This is a genomic window from Achromobacter sp. SIMBA_011, from assembly GCF_046535435.1.
Lineage (GTDB): Bacteria > Pseudomonadota > Gammaproteobacteria > Burkholderiales > Burkholderiaceae_B > Achromobacter > Achromobacter dolens.
Map to the genome: position 1 here is coordinate 1 of NZ_JAWRWN010000818.1, position 255 is coordinate 255.

Annotated in this window: 1 pseudogene; it reads left to right on the top strand. The window is 63.9% G+C overall.

Annotated features, from left to right (window positions below):
* Positions 1 to 255: pseudogene (locus SB816_RS33275) on the top strand (hypothetical protein); the annotation flags it as partial.

Consider the following 255-nt stretch of genomic DNA (forward strand, 5'->3'; position numbering starts at 1 on the left):
CGCGGTATTTCTATGACGCGTTCGGCCGGCGTATTGCGAAGGAGGTGAACGGCGAGCGGACGGTGTTCGGTTGGGATGGTGACACGCTGGCGTACGAGAGCGACGGCGAGCGCGGTACGCACTATCTGTACGAGCCGCGGACGTTCGTGCCGCTGGCGCAGTATGTTGCGGAGCCGGTGGAGGGCATTGCGACGCCGCAGTGGAAGAGCACCGATCGCTATGTGCCGGAGGAGGATCCGCTACAGAAAATGCCGG